We start from the raw sequence: 18,610 nt of genomic DNA on the forward strand, positions 1-18,610 counted from the left end.
CAGATAAAACACAGATAAATTATTTGAATGCAGTGGTAGAAAATGGCTTGAGCATTGATTTATTTTTGACTGGGCTTGATTGTCGCTTTTTTATAGCTATCGAGTGGTAAGACGCTTGAATGTTTCGATGTGTTTAAACTCAAAGGCGTTGCCAAAAGCAATGCCAAAATAAAAATTATTTTCTTCATTGTAAAGTGCTAACCAAATGAGATGTGTTTAGTCAAGTATAGATTTTGCTCGAATATAGTATAATACGGCAACTTTAAAAGCGTGACAATTATCACACTTTTAATTGTGTTTAAATATTTTATATTTTTACTAATTAAGTTTGGTGTATTTTATTTTGAGCGGCTTTTCTAGTGAGTTCAATGACCTCTTTGAGCTCATTGAACCGTTGTAATGTTTCATGTGTAAACTGTTCATCTGCTTTACGCTGTTGTTTACGCAAGGTTGAAATGAATTGTTCAAAGTCACCTGTGACTTGCTGTAAGCGGACTGTACCTACGTAACGTGTTGCACCATATAAACGGTGTAAAACGTGCTCAAGCTGAGGGAAGTCTTCAAGTTCAATCAGTAAATGCATTTCTTCAATTTCAGTATCAAAACTATCGATCAGCATTTTTAGCAAATCAATTGCAAGTTCTTCTTTATTGGCAGCAAGTTGCACACTTTGAGTCCAATCTAAAATCGTAATATCTGTATTTTGATCATGCTTTAGTGTATTGCGTGTATGTCTTTGCTCGAAGTGCTGGTTAGTTGTTGTCCACGTGGTAAGAATATGAATTAACTGCTCAAGTTGAATGGGTTTGGTCACATAGTCGTTCATACCCACAGTGAGCAATTTTTCTTTTTCATCAGCAAGTGCGTGTGCTGTAAGGGCAATAATGGGTAGTCCAGTGGTGTGTTCGGTGGTTGATTCTAAAGATCGAATTGCACGTGTGGTATCAATGCCAGACATGACTGGCATTTGAATATCCATAAAGACCAAGTCAAACGGTGTATTTTGTTGCCAATGCTGTTTAATTAAATTCAATGCATCTTGTCCGCTGAGTGCTTTGGTGGTTTTTACATTCAGCTCCCCGAGTAACGCTTCAAGTACAATCAGGTTAGGCAGGTGGTCATCCACTGCTAAAATATGCAAACCTTGACCATCAAAGGTTTGTTGTTTGTGCGATGCGGTGTCGATTTTTTGGTTGTTTAGCGTTTGTAGCAACGCATGCCTACTCAAGGGTTGATACAAAGGCGTAGCTTTGTAGTAAGCCAATACACTTGGCTCAAGTGACATTTGATAACCATAAATGGCTAAATTGCCTTGATATCGAGAGCGAATTTCTTTGAGTAGCGTGTGTGTGTCGCCACCATGATCTACAATCACCCATGTGTTTTTATTGTTTTGTAGTTGGTTTAATCGACTAAATAAATCTAAAATTGAGCTACTGGCTTGGTGGTTTATATGATCATTACTGAGATATTGATTTAAAATATAGGCAGTTTTGGTATGGGAAATAAAAGATACGACATGAATATGAGACAGTGGTTCGGTATGCTGTGTCGCTTGTTCTATTTCAAATTGTGCTGTAAACCAAAAGGTTGAGCCTTTTTCCGCAGTGACTTTTTGTTGGTTATCTTCAAAACCAATCTCACCATGCATCATTTGTACCAGTTGTTTGGAAATTGCAAGGCCAAGTCCTGTACCGCCAAATTGACGCGTAATAGAGGTATCAACTTGTGAAAAGGAGTCAAATAGCTTTCGTTGATCCGCCTCGCTGACACCTATACCGCTGTCTTGTACACTAAAGTAAATCAGGCACTCTCTGCCGTGAGCAGTTTTTAATTCGCTATGAACAATAATTTCACCGCTTGCCGTAAATTTAATGGCATTAGAAATAAGGTTAGTTAAAATTTGTTTAAAACGAAGTGCATCGCCAATGACACGCTGTGGTAGCTCGGGAGCAAAGAAAAATGCCATATAAATATTTTTTTCAGCAGCAAGCGGTGACAGCATGTCCATTACATCAAACATGGTTTCTTCTAAGTCAAAAGAGGCTGTTTCTAGTTCGAGTTTTCCTGCATCAATTTTTGAGAAATCGAGGACATCATTAATTAATGCCAGTAAGTGTGCTGAAGATTTTCTAATGGTTTGTAAGTATAAGTTTTGGTCGTTGGTGAGATTGCTTTGTCGTAGCATTAAATGAATAAAGCCATCTATGCTGTTGAGTGGCGTACGTAATTCATGGCTAATATTGGCGAGAAAAACGGATTTAGATTGGTTAGCAGATACCGCTTGGTCACGTGCTTGTCTATAGGTAATGTTTTGCATTTCAAGCGTATCTAGAGTACGCCGTAAGTCGTCTTCAGTTTGTTCAGTATGATCTCTTAGCTCTAAGAAACTATGGTGTAAGCGTTGAAAAGTATGCTCTAGGTCTTTTTCAAGCAGTTGAAGTTCACTACTGTTTTGTTGTGTGATGGGCTCATTCAGGTTGTCTGCATGTACACGTTGAAGTTGCATGCGAATTTCATACAGTGGTGCAACCCAACGTCGTGAATAAAAGTTGAGGCACATCATGAGCAAGAGCAATGTAATAAATATGGTAATGATAATGGCGACTAAAATATGGTAATTGGCAAGCTCTAAAGCTTGGTTATTTAAAGAAACTACGAGCCAACTGTGCTGCCCTGTATGATTTGAGGTCAGTTTTTGTGCATAAACACTATTGCCGTGGTTAGGCAGTGGGCCAATAAACATTTGCTGACTTTGGATTGCTGGCCAACTGAGGTCATTTCGGCTACCAATACTTAAAATGGTTTGATTGTTTTGGTCTATGAGTGCCACACGTTGTACGTGTGGGTCGCTGAGCATACGTTGTAAAATGCTTTGAACTTGACTATTTAAAGCAGGTTTTTTTTCTATTGTTTCAAAAAGTAACTGTGCGGTGTATTGGTAACGGGTTAGAATTGTAATTGCAGCATAGCGTTGTTGCTCTTGCGCAGACTGGCGAGTTTCTTTGAGTACAAAATAGGTACTGACCACGGCTAAAATAGCAATTGGTATAAAAATAAGTAATACCAATTGACCATATGCATGGTTCAGTGGGAGTTGCTGTAAAATATTTTTTTTGTATTTTGCCATGACTCAAGATAAGAGGCTCATTTCTTTTATTTTAGCATGTTTGTGCTTAATGTGATGAAGCATGTGGCGAATAAAGCATGTGAAATGAGTGCAGCAACATGCTTTTTTTCATACAATAAATGCATCGAGAAAAATGTAACGACTATGAGCCAGAATCAGCCTAATTTTTTTGCAGAAGCACAATTTCTTTTAGACCATTATGTTGGTCACACGCCATTGGTGCGTTTACAGCGTTTATCTGTAACAAGTCAAGCCACCATTTTGGCGAAGCTAGAAGGAAATAATCCTGCGGGTTCAGTTAAAGATCGTGCTGCCTATAATATGATTTTACAGGCAGAAAAGCGTGGTGATATTCGTCTGGGTGATACACTTATAGAAGCCACCAGTGGCAATACAGGCATTGCTTTGGCGATGGTTGCAGCCATGCGTGGTTATCGTATGACGCTTATTATGCCAAATAATATGAGCAGTGAGCGTAAAGACGCCATGTTGGCCTATGGTGCTCAACTCATTGAAGTGACACCTGAGCAGGGCATGGAAGGGGCGAGAGATTTGGCACTGGCCATGCAAGAAAAAGGGCAAGGCGTGGTGCTGAACCAATTTGGGAACCCTGATAATGTCAATGCACACTACTTAACCACAGGCCCTGAAATTTGGCAACAAACCCAAGGTAAAATCACACATTTTGTGAGTGCAATGGGTACGACAGGCACCATTATGGGGGTGTCTAAATACCTAAAAGAACAAAATCCAGATATTCAAATTATTGGCCTGCAGCCGACTGAAGGGGCAAGTATTGCAGGGATTCGCCGTTGGCCAACAGAATACTTACCAACAATTTTTGATGCACAACGTGTCGATCGTATTATAGATATTCCTCAAATTGAAGCAGAAAAGACCATGCGTGCTTTAGCAAAACATGAGGGTATTTTCTCAGGGGTGTCTTCAGGTGGTGCTGTGTGGGCATCTTTACAAATTGCGCAAGAGAATCCAGATGCAGTGATTGTCTGTATTATTTGTGATCGGGGTGATCGTTATTTATCGACTGGTTTGTTTTCTGTGCAAGATGAGGGTTAAATGCCATGCGGTTACCCATCTTAGTATTTAATATAGAAACAACCCTTGATTTGACTTCGGGTGCACACTTACACGGTTTAAGTCATTTAGCAGAACAAGACATTGAGCAGGCACTGAATAAACTACGCCGTCAAGAAACGGGTTCAGATTTTCAACGTTTGCCTTTACATAAAATTAGCTGTATTTCAGGGCTTTGGGTTGATGAGAACGGTTTGAGGTTATTTTCATTTTCTCATACAACGCTGACAGAGTTAGAAATATTAGAAAAATTCTTATCTATTTTTGAAAAGCGACATCCTATTTTGGTGAGTTGGAATGGGGCACAGTTTGATTTGCCTGTGATTTTGCTAAGAGCCATGTACTATGGTTTATCTGCACCACGCTTATTTGATCAAGGCGAAATTGATCAGCAACGCCGTTTTAATAACTATCAAAATAGATATCATCAGCAACATATTGATTTAATGGATAGTATGTCGATGTTCAATCGGCAAAATTTTCAAAAGCTAGATGATATCGCTGCATTTTTAGGACTACCATTTCGTGATAAAATAACCACACCTGTAGAGGTGAAGTCTGAGCAAGCGGTGATTCAAACATGGCTGATTTATTTACGCTGGGTGCTTTTAAAAGGGCAGTTAACACAGCCACAGCATGAAGACGCCATCCAAAATGTGATTGCGTGTTTAAAAGCACACACGCAACAGCACGACTTTCTAACGCACTGGCAAGCTGTTGCTGAACATACTGCACTGAGTCGTACATTCTTTCATGATTAATTTTTGAGTACTATTTTGAAATATTCTCGCCAAGCCAAAACCACAACAGCAACGCATATTTTTGCAGTTGAAGCCTTGTCACATGAAGGGCGTGGGATCAGCCATTATCATGAGAGCTTAGACCACCCGACAGATAAACAAGGTAAAAAAGTCTTTATTCAGTTTGCTTTGCCTGATGAGCGTGTGTCTGCAAAAATTATTCGTCAAAGTAAGCGTTTTGAAGAAGCAGAAACCATAGAGCTACTTTCAGCACCGTCTATATATAGAACAGCCCCGATCTGTGAACATTTTACTGTGTGTGGTGGCTGTAGTTTGCAACATATGCAAGCCGATGAACAAATTCGAGTAAAACAAAATACTTTAGCTTCTCATTTACAGCACTTTTCTGGTTTAGCACCTGATATATGGTTACCTGCGATTCGCTCAACGCGTCAAGACTATCGTCGTCGTGCTCGTATCGGCGTACGTTATGTTGAGTCATCAAAAAAATTAGTGATGGGCTTTCGTGCGAGACAGACCAATCGCTTAGTACCGATACAACATTGTCCAGTTTTAGACGTTGAGTTAGATCAGGCTTTGCCAGAGGTATATCAACTATTAAATCGTTTAATTGCTCGAAAGGACATCGGTCATATTGAGTTGTCTATGGGGCGTCATGAGATTGCCTTATTGATTCGGCATACTGCACCTTTGTCGCCATCTGATCTAAACAAGCTACAACAATTTGCACAGCAAAAACGTTGGCAATTGTACTTACAGCCGAAAGATGCAGGGAGTGTGCATCGTATTGATACAGATGCACCGATGCGGTTGAGTTATCAGTTGGCTGACTTTGGATTACAACTGGGCTTTGCACCCACAGACTTTACACAGGTCAATGATGGCGTGAATCAACAAATGATTAACTTGGCATGTAAGTTGCTTGATCTTCGTGCTGGAGAACGAGTACTCGACTTATTTTGTGGTTTAGGTAATTTTTCATTGCCGATTGCACAATGTGTAGGCGAGCAAGGGCATGTGGTTGCGGTTGAAGGTAGTGAAGCAATGGTTGAGCGAGGACGAGAAAATGCAACACGTAATCGGCTCAAAAATATTGAATTTTATGCACAAGATTTGACCCAGGATTTTTCAAAACAGCCGTGGGCGAAACAAGGCTTTGATGCATTGTTGATCGACCCACCACGCTCTGGTGCTGAACAAGTGATGCAATATATTGCCAACTTTGATGCCAAACGAATTGTCTATGTATCTTGTGACCCTGCAACATTGGCACGAGATGCAGGCATACTCGTGCAAAAAGGGTATAGACTTAAACAGGCAGGGGTGATGGATATGTTTACGCATACGAGCCATGTCGAGTCGATTACCTTATTTGAAAAAATACAGCAATGTAATAACGAAAGTGAATGACGCAATTAATAGGAGATAGGTATGGTCACGGTACGTGAACAATTACCTGAACGACTGACTCAACTCACAGAAGAGACTGCTGTAAGCCATACTTTACAGCAACAAGACCTTGCTGAGTGGTTAGATCGAGTACGTCTTCAAACGGGCAGTGAGTTAAAACAGCTTGAAGATGTTGCGAAACATACACTAGAAAAAGAACAGCAATCACTTGTTCCTAGTCGAAACAATACCTTTGTTACAGGTATTGGCGTTGCAGATATTTTGGCGCATTTATATGTCGATGAAGAAACACTCTCTGCTGCGGTACTTTACCGTAGTGTCAGGGAAGGGCGAACCTCTTTAGAAGAAGTTGAAGAAAACTACGGTAAAGAAGTTTTAGATCTTGTTCGTGGTACGCTTGCCATGGGTAAATTGTCAGAACTGATTGAGCAAAATAAACGTTTAGAAGATCATTTTAATAACAATAAGCGTGAGCATCTCACAGGCATTTATAAAATGCTGATTTCTGTGACAGAAGATGTCCGTGTGGTTTTAATTAAACTTGCAGAACGAACCTTTGAGCTTCGTGAGCTGGCAAAGTCGCCAAAAGACCGCCAAGAACGAGTGGCTCGAGAAATTTTAACCATTTACTCACCACTTGCACATCGTTTAGGCATTGCACAATTAAAGTGGGAACTTGAAGATTTAGCTTTTCGTTATCTTGCACCAGATCGTTACAAAGAAATTGCCAAGTTACTCAATGAAAAGCGTTTAGAGCGAGAGCAATATATTGAGGATGTTGTAAATCGCCTAAAAGGTGAGCTGAAGAAAATCAATATTGAGGCAGACATTAGCGGTCGAGTCAAACATATTTACTCTATTTACCGTAAGATGAAGAGTAAAAATCTCAGCTTTGGCCAGTTATATGATATTCGGGCATTACGTGTACTTGTGAACTCAGTGTCTGAGTGTTACCACGTTTTAGGCATTGTACATCAGATTTGGAGACATATTCCGCATCAGTTTGATGACTACATTACCAACCCCAAAGCCAATGGCTATCGCTCATTACATTCGGCTGTGATTGCAGATCATCGTTCGTTAGAAATACAAATTCGTACCCATGAAATGCACAATGAAGCTGAGCTTGGGGTCTGCTCACATTTCAATTATAAAGAAGGCGAGAAGTCGACTGATTTTTCATTTAATCATCGTTTACATTCATTACGTGCCGTACTTGAAAATTATCAAGAGCGTAATGAAGCCAGTGCCCATGCTAAAGATGAAGAAGACTACGAAAATATACAAGATTTTGAAGACTTTGAGAAAATTTATGTCTTTAGCCGTGATGGTGACATTAAAGAGCTACCACGATGGTCTACGGTTTTAGATTTTGCTTACCATGTACATACTGAAGTGGGTAATCACTGTTACGCTGCTCGTGTAAACCAACGTTATGTGCCACTCACCTATAGTTTAAAAACAGGTGAGCAGGTCGAGATTTTTACCAAAAAAGACCGAGAGCCGAACCGTGATTGGTTAGTCAGTTCACTGGGTTATATTAAAACTGCTCGTGCTAGAGATAAGTTACGTCACTGGTTTAGACAGCAAGACCGCAGTAAAAACCTTGAGGTGGGGCGTGATTTACTCACCAAAGAATTACAACGTCTGGCAATTCATCCTAAAAGTATTGACCTCAATGAATATTGTAACCACTTTAATGTTAAAACGGGTGATGATATTTTAGTGGCTTTGGTGAATGGTGATATTGGTTTACATGCACTCATGAACCAAGTGAATCGCCATATGAATATAGATCAGGACGAGCCTGAGCTGATTCTTAAACCAACACTTAACCCTAGAGCCAGTCATACACTGTCTGCACATGGTATTTTAATTGATGGTTTAGACAATGTAGAGTTGAATATTGCACAGTGTTGTCAGCCTGTGCATGGTGAGCTGATTGGTGGTTACATCACGCTAAACCGTGGTGTCAGTATTCATAAAAAAGGTTGTCAGGACTATCTTCGTATGATTACCAATGAACCTGAACGTGCAGTTGATGCAGATTGGGAGTTACAACCCACACGTGGCCAAAGCATACAAATTGTGGTGGAAGCTTACGACCGCCGTGGTTTATTAAAAGATCTGACCCAAGTCATTTTTGCCGACAATATTAATATTCGTCAAGTCAATACTATTTCAGAGAGTGATGGCATTGCAAATATGAAGCTCATGATAGAAGTGAAGGGTTTAGCACAATTGTCACGGCTGCTAGCACGCCTAGAGCAACAACCCGGAATTATTAGTGCAAGACGTTTAATTCAAGGCAATTAATTAAAAAGGTCAACTATTATTTGGTTGGCCTTTTAGGTATACAACATGCAAGACCAAGCACCGATTGAAAAACTAAAACAGATTATGCAACTCCTGCGTGAAGAGTGCCCGTGGGATCAAAAGCAAACCCCTCAGAGTCTCACGAAATATGCTATTGAAGAAGCGTATGAGGTTGAAGATGCGGTACGCTCTGGGCAGATTCATGCCATTAAAGATGAGCTGGGTGACTTGCTGTTACAAGTAGTTTTTCAGTCACAAATGTATGATGAGCAGCAACAATTTAATTTTGATGATGTGGTCAATGCCATTATTGAAAAACTGATTCGTCGCCACCCGCATGTGTTTGATAAACAAAATTTTGAATGCTTGACTGCCGATCAAGTAAAAGTCGTTTGGGATCAAATTAAACAGCAAGAAAATCAGCAACGTGGCGACAGTGAGTCACGTTTAGATGATGTGAAACATGGCCCTGCTTTAATACAGGCACAAGACATTCAGAAGAATGTGGCTCAAGTGGGTTTTGATTTTGCCACTGTGCAAGATGCCATGCAAAAAGTGCATGAAGAATGGGCAGAGCTTGATGAGGCAATACATAGCCAAGATCAGTCTAAAATTGAAGATGAGTTTGGTGATTGCCTATTTGCCATGATTAATGTGGGGCGAAAGCTCAATATATCGAGTGAAGTGGCATTGCTTTCAACGATTACAAAATTTAGACGCCGTTTTGCTTTTATTGAGCAAGCCGCCCAACAACAAAAGACCACAACGGCTGAAATGACGCTTGAGCAGATGGATGCATTGTGGGATCAGGCCAAACTGCAAGAAAAATAGAACAGATGATGAAACAAATTGCGCTTTGGTTGCTGTGTATAATGACAAGTGTGGTTTATGCAACGAACCCAACACAGTATGACCAACAGTATTTAAAGTGGAAAGAAAATCAGTCGAGTTATGTCAAACAGCAGAATTCAGCTACAAGTAAAACAGTAAATCAGGTACAGGGTAAAATTTCTATTAATCAGGCTGATCTAAAAACGTTACAACAATTACATGGTGTCGGAGAGAAAAAAGCCCAAGCCATTATTGAGTATCGCCAAACACATGGCCCATTTAAGCAGCTCTCAGAGCTTAAAAATGTGTCTGGTATTGGTGAAAAACTTTTTGAAAAAAACAAAGATATTTTAGTTCTTTAAAACTTGAGGGTGAAACTGGGGCATGCTTAGTATAAGATACCAAGAAATTGCCATACTAAGTTATGCAGTTTTAAAATTGGAAACAATGAATTATTCATTACAGACGTAGGAGAGAGCGTCTTTTGCACACTTTACGCGCGTCAAAATATGGCTTAGCCATTAAAAAATTACCACCATCAATTATTGAAGTGATTGATGTCTTAACTAAAGCTGGCTATGAAGCCTATATTGTTGGGGGTGGTGTCAGAGATTTAATCTTGGGTTTAAGCCCAAAAGACTTTGATGCTGTGACCAATGCTACACCTGCACAAATTAAAGCCGCCTTTGGTCGTCGTTGTCGTATTATTGGTCGTCGTTTTGAGTTGGCCCATGTGTATATTGGCCGAGATCTGATAGAAGTTGCCACGTTTCGTGCACCACCGAAAAAAGAAGTGACTAGTGCCCAAGGTATGATCTTACGAGATAACAACTGGGGTACAATTGAACAAGACTTTGCACGTCGTGATTTTTCAATTAATGCCATGTATTATCAGCCAAGAAAGGGCATTATTTTAGATTTTTGCAACGCGATTGATGACATTGAAAGTAAAACATTACGTCTACTTGGTCAGCCTGCAAAACGCTTTGAGGAAGACCCAGTCCGTATGTTACGTACACTGCGTTTTGCTGCAAAGTTGAAATTTGATATTGCAGAAGATATTTTAAACGTTTTTACACCAGACATGGCGAAGCTGCTACGAGATATCTCACCTCATCGTTTATATGATGAGTCGCAGAAAATGTTTACTATGGGTGCGTTAAATCAGATATTACCTTTACTGATTAAATTTGATATATGGAAACAACTGTTTGCAGATATCCCACCCAAAGTGACCCCATTTATAGAGCGTGTTGCTTGCAATACAGACCAGCGTATACAAATGGGTAAAAGTATTAATCCTGCATTTTTCTATGCAGTATTATTGTGGGAAAAATTTGTAGAACGCACCCAGTTCTATTTAAATAAGCAATTGCCTCCTGCTGAAGCTCGAGCACAAGCAGGTTTAGATGTGATTAAGCGTCAATGCACACGTACGGTGATTCCTCGCTTTACTGAAACTTTTATTCGTGAAGTGTGGGAAATGCAAGTGCGTTTATTGAACCCTAAACCACAGCATATCGAAGCTTTGGCAGGGCATGCACGTTTTAGAGCTGGGTTTGACTTTTTGTACTTGCGTGAAAAATCAGGTGATACCACCACTGAGGGTATGGGGCAATGGTGGGAAGATTACCAACATCTATCTCGTGATCAAAAAGAGGTTGTGATTGCCAAATATAATCGCCAGCGTAATAAAAAACGTCAACATCCTGTAGAAGTGATTGATACGCAAGCGCCTTTGGTTAAAGAGGAACGACCAAGATCGAAGTTCTCAAGAAAAGCGAAACCCAATACAGCTACAAATGCTGTTGCAAGTCATGGTCAGCAGAGTAAAAGTAGTGATCAAAACGTGACAGACATTGGTGTGAACCATCCTATCTTAAAGCGTAAGCGTGTACAGCGTAATTTATCTGATGTCACTTTTGGGCCAACACAATAATGCACATCACATATATTGGTTTGGGAAGTAACCTAGGTGACTCAAGACACATTTTATGCCAAGCCGTGGCACAGCTTGCCACGCTCGGTACTATTAATGTGTCGCAGTTATACTCAACCCCTCCGATGGGACCACAAGATCAGCCAGACTACTTAAATGCTGTGGTCGAGCTAAAAACAACGCTTAAACCATTGGCCTTGCTTGATGCCTTACAAGCATTTGAGCAACAGTCTGGGCGTGTTCGGTTACGGCGTTGGGGCGAACGTACTTTAGATTTAGATTTGTTGTGGTATGACGATCAAAATCTAAAGTGTGATCGTTTAACTGTGCCACATATTGGTTTGCTAGAAAGAGACTTTGTTTTATTACCATTATTAGATTTAAACCCAGAAATGGTGGTGCAAGGTACGTTATTAAAGGCTTTAGATGTTGTAAAGCACAGTACTTTGGTACCAATTGCGACTGCTGATTGGTTCAAGCAAAATATACAGTGAAGAAATCGTTGAAGGATACGCCATGATTAGTCTAAGTGATTTACGTCGCTTTAAAAAAGAAGGCCGAAAATTTTCATGCTTAACATGCTATGACGCGAGCATGTCTAAAGCCATGGAAGTTGCTCAGATTGATAGTGTCTTAATTGGTGACTCACTGGGTATGACGATACAAGGACATGATTCCACACTCCCTGTAACAGTGCGAGACATGGTGTACCATACAGCATGTGTACGCCGTGCAAACCAGCATGCTTTTATTATGGCTGACTTGCCATTTATGGCCTATGCAACGACGAATGATGCATTGAAGAATGCTAAAAAAGTCATGCAGGCGGGTGCACAAATGGTCAAAATCGAAGGCGGTGCTTGGCTTGCCGATACCGTTGCGTCATTAACTCGTAATGGTGTTCCTGTATGTATGCACTTAGGGCTTACACCACAGTCGGTTAATGTGTTTGGGGGGTATAAAGTTCAAGCAAGAACTCGCCAAGCTGCAGACACACTGCTTCAAGAGTGCCGTACTTTAGTTGAAGCAGGCGCCGCAATTTTATTGTTAGAGTGTGTGCCTGCCCAAGTTGGAAAAGAAGTTGCACAGGCCTTTCCAGAAACACCTGTTATTGGTATAGGCGCAGGTGCAGATACAGATGGACAAGTCTTGGTTGTACAAGATATGTTGGGTCTGACTCAAGGCCATGTTGCAAAATTTGTATATAATTTTATGAGCACACAATCTGGTCCTTATGCTATTTTAGATGCAATAAAAACATACCACCATGCAGTGACAACAAATATATTTCCTGCATTAGAACAGACCTTTCAAATTGAGCTAAAATAATGAAAACTGAAACCACCATACATGGCCTTGCTGCATCATTGCAAAGTGCACGTAGTGCAAAAAAAATCATTGGTTTTGTGCCAACAATGGGTAACTTGCATGAGGGGCATTTAAGCTTAGTTCGTGAGGCGAAAAAGATTTGTGATGTGGTCGTGGTTAGTATTTTTGTCAATCCGACCCAGTTTGGCCCGAATGAAGACTTTGAAAATTACCCGCGTACTTGGGAACAAGATAGTCAACTGTTGGTCGATGTAGGTTGTGATATTATCTTTGCACCATCTGTTGAACAAATGTATGTTAAACAACCTGTTGTCACCCGCATACAAGTAACGGGTATTACAGATATTTTATGTGGTGCGTCACGTCCCGGTCATTTTGATGGTGTGGCGTTGGTGGTGACCAAACTTTTTAATATTGTGCAGCCACACTATGCGTTTTTTGGACAAAAAGACTTTCAGCAAGTCGCTGTAGTGAAACAATTTGTACAAGACTTAAACCTTAATGTAGAAGTGATTGCATCGCCGACCATTCGTGCTGAAGATGGCTTGGCACTTAGCTCTCGTAATGGCTATTTAAACGCTCAAGAAAGAGCAATCGCTCCCAATATTTATCAAAGTCTTTTACAAGCAGCACAAGCACTTCAAGCAGGTACAGCACTTGCCGAAGTACTTCATGGTATCAAAGAGCATTTAAAACGAGTAGGTTTTAGTATTGACTACGTAGAAGCATTTACCCCTGATTTAACGCCTATACAAAGTACAGATACCGATGTGGTTTTATTTGTCGCAGCTAAACTGGGTACAACACGTTTAATTGATAATTTACACGTAAAATTAATCACAGCTTAAATATGTTCGTATGAAAGGATAGAGCGATGAAGCGTATCTTGATTGTTACAGGCCAATCTGGTTCAGGTAAAACATCTGCACTTCAAGTTTTAGAAGACCTTGGTTATTACTGTATAGACAACTTACCGTTGGCCTTGTTACCAGAAATTGTGGCGAAACTTGACCATGAAAATAACTTAGAGCAATTGGCTTTAGGGGTAGATGTTCGAAGCACTCAAGCAGATTTGCAAGATTTTGAAAATGTATTTGAGCAACTGCAACATCATGGTTCGGTCGATATTATCTTTTTAAGCACAAAAGATGAACAAATTATTGCAAGATTTGGTGCATCTAGACGACCACACCCACTTACAGGACGGTGTCAAAGCCTAAATGAATGCATTCAAGAAGAAAAAAGTTTATTATTACCCATACAGCTCAGATCGACTGTAAATATAGATACCACAGATAAAAGTGTGCATGACTTAAAACATACACTTTTAACGAAGCTTGGGCAGTCAGATAAACTGATTGTCATTTTACAATCATTTGGTTATAAACACGGTATTCCGCTAGATGCAGATTATGTGTTTGATGTAAGACATTTGCCAAATCCGCACTGGGATTTGCAACTGAGAAAACTCTCTGGACTTGACCAACCCGTCCAGCAGTTTTTAGTCAAGCATGACCAAGTAACAGACATGTATAATGACATTTATCTATTTTTACAAAAATGGTTGCCTGCATACTCAAAAGGCCATCGACACTATTTGACGGTATCGATTGGTTGTACAGGTGGGCAACACCGATCTGTTTACATGGTAGATAGACTTCAAAAAGCACTTGCTGCTGATTGGGCTATTCAAATTTTACATAGAGAAATGAAGCACTGGTCATGATTGACACAACAGTAGATGTAATTAACAAACTTGGTTTACACGCTCGAGCCTCTGGAAAGCTCATTGAAGTGACCACGAAGTTCCAATCGAGCATTCAACTTGGAAAAGGTGAAAAACTGATTGATGCTAAAAATATTATGGCGTTACTCATGTTAGGTGCAGGTAAAGGAACAACGTTACGTTTAGTGGTCACAGGGCCAGATGAAGAACAGGCAGTCACAGATGTGAAAGCACTGTTCACCGCAAAATTTTATGAGGCAGATTAATCGTGGCACGTCGACCGCAAAAAAGCTATAGCAATGAAGATTTTGAATCTTTAGAAGGCCGCGCGAGTAAAAGTGAGCAAAAACGTGCTGTACAACGTATGGCCGCACTTGGTGAACAACTGGCAGAACTTTCAACAAAACAGATTCAACAGCTTCCTGTTGATGAACGTCTGATCGATGCATTGCTTGATGTGCAACAAATCACATCATTTGAAGCACGTCGTCGCCAATTTCAACGTATTGGTAAACTACTGCGTAATGAAGATGAAGAGATGGTACTGTCTTATCTAACACCAAAGCAAGGCTTGAAAAAGCAAGCTCAGTTGGTACGTTGGGTTGATCGTATGATTGAACAAGGCGACAGTGCGATACATGATTTTAGTAAGCATTTTAATGCCACTGAAAAGCATACCTTACGTCAGCATGTGTTACGTTACCACCGTGATAAAAGCCTACAAGCGACAGCTGAAGAGCTAGAACAAGCCAGACAAAAAGTACTGAATTACGTACAACAAGTGGCTTTGCTTTCAGATCAGGGCAAATCTCGTGGTTAATAGTGTGGCCATTCCACACGGCTAATTGTCATATAAGCATTGATCTGTTTTTGCAGTTGTGTAAAATCAATGCCACTATTTTTTCTACCACCACCGTTTTTATTTTTGAGGTCTAACCTTCATCATAATCTTGCGGTGATATGCTCCTTGGTATGGGGCATCACTCCTTAAGGATTTTTTATGCCAATTATAACTTTGCCAAATGGCGACAAAAAACAATTCGACCATGCTGTATCTGTCATGGACGTTGCACAAAGTATTGGGCCTGGGCTTGCTAAAAATACAGTTGCAGGAAAAGTAAACGGCCAATTGGTCGATGCGTGCGACTTAATTACCAATGATGCAACTTTACAAATTATTACCCCAAAAGATGATGAAGGTCTAGAAATCATACGCCATTCATGTGCTCACTTGGTTGGTCATGCTGTGAAGCAATTATTTCCAGAAGCTAAAATGGTGATTGGGCCTGTGATTGAAGAAGGCTTTTATTACGATATTCAAATGCCACGTCCATTAACACTAGAGGATATGGCTAAAATTGAAGAACGTATGAAATCTTTGATTGCACAAGACTACGACGTGGTGAAGAAAATGACACCACGTGCTGAAGTGATTAGTGTGTTTGAAGCACGCGGTGAAGAGTATAAATTACGCCTTGTTCATGATATGCCAGATGAACAGCAAATGGGTTTGTACTACCATCAAGAATATGTAGATATGTGTCGTGGCCCACACGTACCAAACACTAAATTTTTAAAGTCATTTAAGTTGACTAAAATTTCTGGTGCCTATTGGCGTGGCGATGCGAAAAACGAACAGCTACAACGTGTGTACGGTACAGCATGGGCAGATAAAAAACAGCTTGCTGCTTATGTTAAGCGTATTGAAGAAGCAGAAAAACGTGACCACCGTAAAATTGGTAAAGCATTAGATTTATTTCACATGCAAGAAGAAGCACCAGGTATGGTGTTTTGGCACCCAAATGGTTGGACAATTTATCAAGCACTTGAGCAATACATGCGTCAAGTGCAAGCGCAACACAATTATCAAGAAGTGCGTACACCGCAAATTGTTGATTTTGTATTGTGGGAAAAGTCAGGCCATGCGGCAAACTATGCTGAAAATATGTTTACCACACATTCAGAAAGCCGTAACTATGCCATTAAGCCAATGAACTGCCCATGTCACGTGCAGATTTTTAACCAAGGGTTGAAATCTTACCGTGAGTTACCAATTCGTATGGCTGAGTTTGGTTCTTGTCACCGTAATGAGCCATCAGGTTCACTACATGGTATTATGCGTGTGCGTGGCTTTACGCAAGATGACGGTCATATTTTCTGTACTAAAGAACAAATTGGTCAAGAAGTTGCTGAATTTATTCAGCTTACCCTAGATGTCTACAAAGACTTTGGCTTTGAAGATGTACAAATGAAGTTGTCTACACGCCCAGAAAAGCGTGTGGGTGAAGATGCATTATGGGATATGGCTGAAAAATCTCTGGCAGATGCACTTGATGATGCAGGCTTAGAGTGGGAACTACTTCCGGGTGAGGGTGCATTTTATGGCCCTAAAATTGAGTTTTCTCTTAAGGACTGCTTAGGTCGTGTTTGGCAGTGTGGTACAATTCAGTGTGACTTTAACCTACCTGAACGCTTAGATGCCTCGTTTGTCACAGAAGACAACGAACGAGATCAGCCAGTCATGTTGCACCGTGCAATTCTTGGTAGCTTTGAGCGATTTATTGGTATACTTATTGAACACTACGCAGGTTTTATGCCACCATGGTTAGCACCAGTGCAAGTTTGCGTGATGAACATTACCGACACTCAGTCTGCAGCATGTAATAACGTGGTAGAAACACTGAAAGCCCAAGGGATTCGTGCAATTTCAGACTTGAGAAACGAAAAAATTGGCTTTAAAATTCGTGAACGTACCTTAGAGCGTATTCCATATCTATTGGTTCTTGGTGACCGAGAAGTAGAGGAAGGTACAGTGAATGTACGTACACGTTCAGGAACAAATTTGGGTACTATGTCAACAGAGGCTTTCGTTGATCTAGTAAAATCAGCCGTTGCCGAACGTGGCCGGCATATTGTGGAGTAAGAAAGATTAAACCGACTGATCGTAACCAACAAGCAAGTAAAAGCAATCGCCCTGCTATCAATGACGAAATTCGTGCAAAAGAAGTTCGTCTTGTTGGTGCAGATGGAGAACAAAAAGGAATTGTCTCTTTAGCAGAAGCAATTCGTGTTGCCGAGCAAGATGATCTTGACTTGGTGGAAATTGTGGCGAATGCTGAACCACCTGTTTGTAAAGTCATGGATTACAACAAACATTTGTTTGACTTAAAGCAAAAACAAAAAGATGCGAAGAAAAAACAGCATCAGGTGCAAGTCAAAGAAATTAAACTGCGTCCTGGCACAGATGTGGGTGATTACAACGTAAAACTACGTGCAATCATTCGTTTCTTAGAAGACGGAAACAAAGTGAAAATCACATTACGTTTCCGTGGTCGTGAAATGGCACACCAAGAACTTGGTCTTTTGCAGTTGCAAAAGATTGAAGCCGATGTGGTTGACCTAGGTGTTGTTGAACAAGCACCGAAAATGGAAGGTCGCCAAATGGGTATGCTTCTTGGGCCTAAAAAGAAAAACTAACAGGTCAGTGATGACTTGAAATGAAAAGGGCCAACTCGCATGAGTTGGCCCTTTTTTAATCTAATGCGTGTTTTATCTTGAAATAAATTTGTGCTTTAAAGTGACTTTTATGCTTTGATTTCTAGCGTAATCAGCCATTTGATTCAGTTCAATCACCTATATAGAGTCATTATTATTGATTTATACATACTATAAGTGATTTTTGGTCAAAGTATTGAATGACCTATGAAGCAAATCATCATGTAGCCCTCTGTATGTTTATTCTATTCGTTTTTAATGATGCATTGTTTCCTTGGCTATGTAAGATCTTTTATTCAAAGAGGATAACAATTCATTAAGCTATAAAAGGGTGTGGCTTTTTAATTAATGTTTTAATTCAGTTGCTTATAGCTTGAGTGGGTGCTGTTTGTGAGTGGGTAAAATGAATTGTCATATCTTGGTTGAGTGTATTTATGTGTGGGTTAGTATTTTAATAAACAACAAGTTGAAGCATGGGCAGTGATTGTTTTGGTTGTATTAAATTTGATTTATTGGGGGCTTAGCTTCACCGCAATATAGAATATTTTGTTGCATCTTTTTTCAAAATCACGAGACTA

Annotated in this window: 15 protein-coding genes and 1 pseudogene; 15 read left to right on the forward strand and 1 reads right to left on the reverse strand. The window is 40.2% G+C overall.

What is annotated here, in order from left to right; translation table 11 throughout:
• Positions 1-322: 322 nt before the first annotated feature.
• The gene (locus I2F31_RS00125; RefSeq protein WP_195773268.1) at positions 323-3,130 is read right to left on the reverse strand and encodes an ATP-binding protein; all 2,808 of its coding nucleotides are present in this window, start codon (positions 3,128-3,130) and stop codon (positions 323-325) included.
• 144 nt (positions 3,131-3,274) lie between these two features.
• Between I2F31_RS00125 and cysM the strand changes: the two genes are divergently transcribed.
• The 15 genes and pseudogenes from cysM to infC all read left to right on the forward strand — a co-directional run bounded on the left by cysM (position 3,275) and on the right by infC (position 18,014).
• Positions 3,275-4,207, forward strand: coding sequence for a cysteine synthase CysM (cysM, locus tag I2F31_RS00130; RefSeq protein WP_195773269.1), 933 nt, complete (start codon positions 3,275-3,277; stop codon positions 4,205-4,207).
• Positions 4,208-4,212: 5 nt separating this feature from the next.
• Positions 4,213-4,986: a ribonuclease H-like domain-containing protein gene (locus tag I2F31_RS00135; protein WP_195773270.1), complete on the forward strand. Its 774-nt coding sequence runs from the start codon at positions 4,213-4,215 to the stop codon at positions 4,984-4,986.
• Positions 4,987-4,998: 12 nt separating this feature from the next.
• Complete coding sequence (gene rlmD, locus I2F31_RS00140) at positions 4,999-6,396, forward strand: 23S rRNA (uracil(1939)-C(5))-methyltransferase RlmD (RefSeq protein ID WP_407647850.1); 1,398 nt, start codon at positions 4,999-5,001, stop codon at positions 6,394-6,396.
• Positions 6,397-6,417: 21 nt separating this feature from the next.
• Positions 6,418-8,712 carry a RelA/SpoT family protein gene (locus I2F31_RS00145; protein WP_195769899.1) on the forward strand — a complete coding sequence of 765 codons (2,295 nt, stop codon included), beginning with the start codon at positions 6,418-6,420 and terminating at the stop codon, positions 8,710-8,712.
• Positions 8,713-8,775: 63 nt separating this feature from the next.
• The gene (gene mazG / locus I2F31_RS00150) at positions 8,776-9,543 is read left to right on the forward strand and encodes a nucleoside triphosphate pyrophosphohydrolase (RefSeq protein WP_323127548.1); all 768 of its coding nucleotides are present in this window, start codon (positions 8,776-8,778) and stop codon (positions 9,541-9,543) included.
• A gap of 5 nt (positions 9,544-9,548) precedes the next feature.
• Positions 9,549-9,905: a ComEA family DNA-binding protein gene (locus I2F31_RS00155; protein ID WP_195769926.1), complete on the forward strand. Its 357-nt coding sequence runs from the start codon at positions 9,549-9,551 to the stop codon at positions 9,903-9,905.
• A 122-nt stretch (positions 9,906-10,027) separates the two neighbouring features.
• Positions 10,028-11,294, forward strand: a pseudogene (gene pcnB / locus I2F31_RS00160) (polynucleotide adenylyltransferase PcnB); the annotation flags it as partial.
• Positions 11,295-11,481: 187 nt separating this feature from the next.
• Positions 11,482-11,976 carry a 2-amino-4-hydroxy-6-hydroxymethyldihydropteridine diphosphokinase gene (folK, locus tag I2F31_RS00165; protein WP_195769902.1) on the forward strand — a complete coding sequence of 165 codons (495 nt, stop codon included), beginning with the start codon at positions 11,482-11,484 and terminating at the stop codon, positions 11,974-11,976.
• Positions 11,977-11,998: 22 nt separating this feature from the next.
• Positions 11,999-12,811, forward strand: a complete 813-nt coding sequence (panB, locus tag I2F31_RS00170; RefSeq protein WP_195769903.1) for a 3-methyl-2-oxobutanoate hydroxymethyltransferase — start codon at positions 11,999-12,001, stop codon at positions 12,809-12,811.
• Entirely contained in the window at positions 12,811-13,659 is an 849-nt protein-coding gene (panC, locus tag I2F31_RS00175; RefSeq protein ID WP_195769904.1) for a pantoate--beta-alanine ligase, read from the forward strand. The genes panB and panC overlap by 1 nt, the downstream gene beginning before the upstream one ends.
• Positions 13,660-13,685: 26 nt before the next feature.
• The gene (gene rapZ, locus I2F31_RS00180; RefSeq protein ID WP_195769905.1) at positions 13,686-14,537 is read left to right on the forward strand and encodes an RNase adapter RapZ; all 852 of its coding nucleotides are present in this window, start codon (positions 13,686-13,688) and stop codon (positions 14,535-14,537) included.
• Entirely contained in the window at positions 14,534-14,803 is a 270-nt protein-coding gene (locus I2F31_RS00185; RefSeq protein ID WP_195769906.1) for an HPr family phosphocarrier protein, read from the forward strand. The genes rapZ and I2F31_RS00185 overlap by 4 nt, the downstream gene beginning before the upstream one ends.
• Before the next feature lie 2 nt (positions 14,804-14,805).
• Positions 14,806-15,357, forward strand: coding sequence for a ribosome biogenesis factor YjgA (gene yjgA / locus I2F31_RS00190; RefSeq protein ID WP_195769907.1), 552 nt, complete (start codon positions 14,806-14,808; stop codon positions 15,355-15,357).
• A 180-nt stretch (positions 15,358-15,537) separates the two neighbouring features.
• The gene (thrS, locus tag I2F31_RS00195; RefSeq protein ID WP_195769908.1) at positions 15,538-17,460 is read left to right on the forward strand and encodes a threonine--tRNA ligase; all 1,923 of its coding nucleotides are present in this window, start codon (positions 15,538-15,540) and stop codon (positions 17,458-17,460) included.
• A 5-nt stretch (positions 17,461-17,465) separates the two neighbouring features.
• The gene (gene infC / locus I2F31_RS00200) at positions 17,466-18,014 is read left to right on the forward strand and encodes a translation initiation factor IF-3 (protein WP_195769927.1); all 549 of its coding nucleotides are present in this window, start codon (positions 17,466-17,468) and stop codon (positions 18,012-18,014) included.
• Positions 18,015-18,610: the final 596 nt, after the last annotated feature.

Source organism: Acinetobacter rathckeae (assembly GCF_015627125.1).
GTDB lineage: Bacteria > Pseudomonadota > Gammaproteobacteria > Pseudomonadales > Moraxellaceae > Acinetobacter > Acinetobacter rathckeae.